At 61.2% G+C, this 757-nt stretch carries 2 pseudogenes; both read left to right on the top strand.

The window, feature by feature from the left end:
- Nucleotides 1-90 precede the first annotated feature (90 nt).
- Nucleotides 91-336, top strand: a pseudogene (gene glnQ, locus HV823_RS26360) (glutamine ABC transporter ATP-binding protein GlnQ); the annotation flags it as partial.
- A 159-nt stretch (nt 337-495) separates the two neighbouring features.
- Nucleotides 496-757 (top strand): annotated as a pseudogene (locus HV823_RS26355) (aminotransferase class III-fold pyridoxal phosphate-dependent enzyme); the annotation flags it as partial.

Raw genomic sequence — 757 nt, 5'->3', positions numbered from 1 at the left:
GTTCCATCGCGGGACGCATTCTGGAGGCTCATGCGCTGACGCAATAGTGCCTTGCACACAATTGATGTGCCCAAAGAACGGTAGGCGGTTGAGCCGACATCCGCGCTCGATCCCGAGATGGTCAAGGAGGTGCTGGACACGATGGTCGCACTGGCAAGCGAGGGGATGACAATGGTATGCGTCACCCACGAGATGGGCTTTGCCCGCCAGGTCGCCGACCGCGTCATTTTTATGGACCAGGGCGGCCGTATCGTGGAAGGGGGCGCGCCGGACGCGTTCTTCGTTCGTCCGAAGACAGATCGCGCGAGCCAGTTTCTCAGTCAACTCCTGCACTGAGCAAAGAAGCTGTCCGACGCATGCGGCTCGGCGCGACCGCGATGGACGCTGTTCAAGGGGGGACTGCGATTTCAGGCTGCCACGTCGATTTCGAGTTACAGGACAACAGACAATGAAGCTGCTTCGCGGAAGTGTTTCTCGAAGTGAGGATTTCCCCCCGGCGGCAGCCCGGTGTCCTGCACCGTCGGCATGACCGTGCTCGACGCGATGCACGACGAGAAGTTGCAGGAAAATGCGCGTGCCGTCGGCGATCATCTCCGGTGTCGCGTTGAGGCGCTTGCCTCGCGCTTTCCGATCGTCGGCGCGGTGCACGGTATGTGCCTCTATCTCGGCCTCGAATTTGTTCGCAACAGAGAAACGCTGGAGCCATCCACGCAGGAAACAGCCGCCATCTGCAGCAGGCTTCTCGACCTCGGCGCCG

It is taken from the genome of Mycoplana rhizolycopersici (genome assembly GCF_013378445.1).
GTDB classification, from domain to species: domain Bacteria; phylum Pseudomonadota; class Alphaproteobacteria; order Rhizobiales; family Rhizobiaceae; genus Mycoplana; species Mycoplana rhizolycopersici.
The sequence above is the reverse complement of the archived record's forward strand: the minus strand, read 5'-3'. Positions and strand labels throughout refer to the sequence as shown.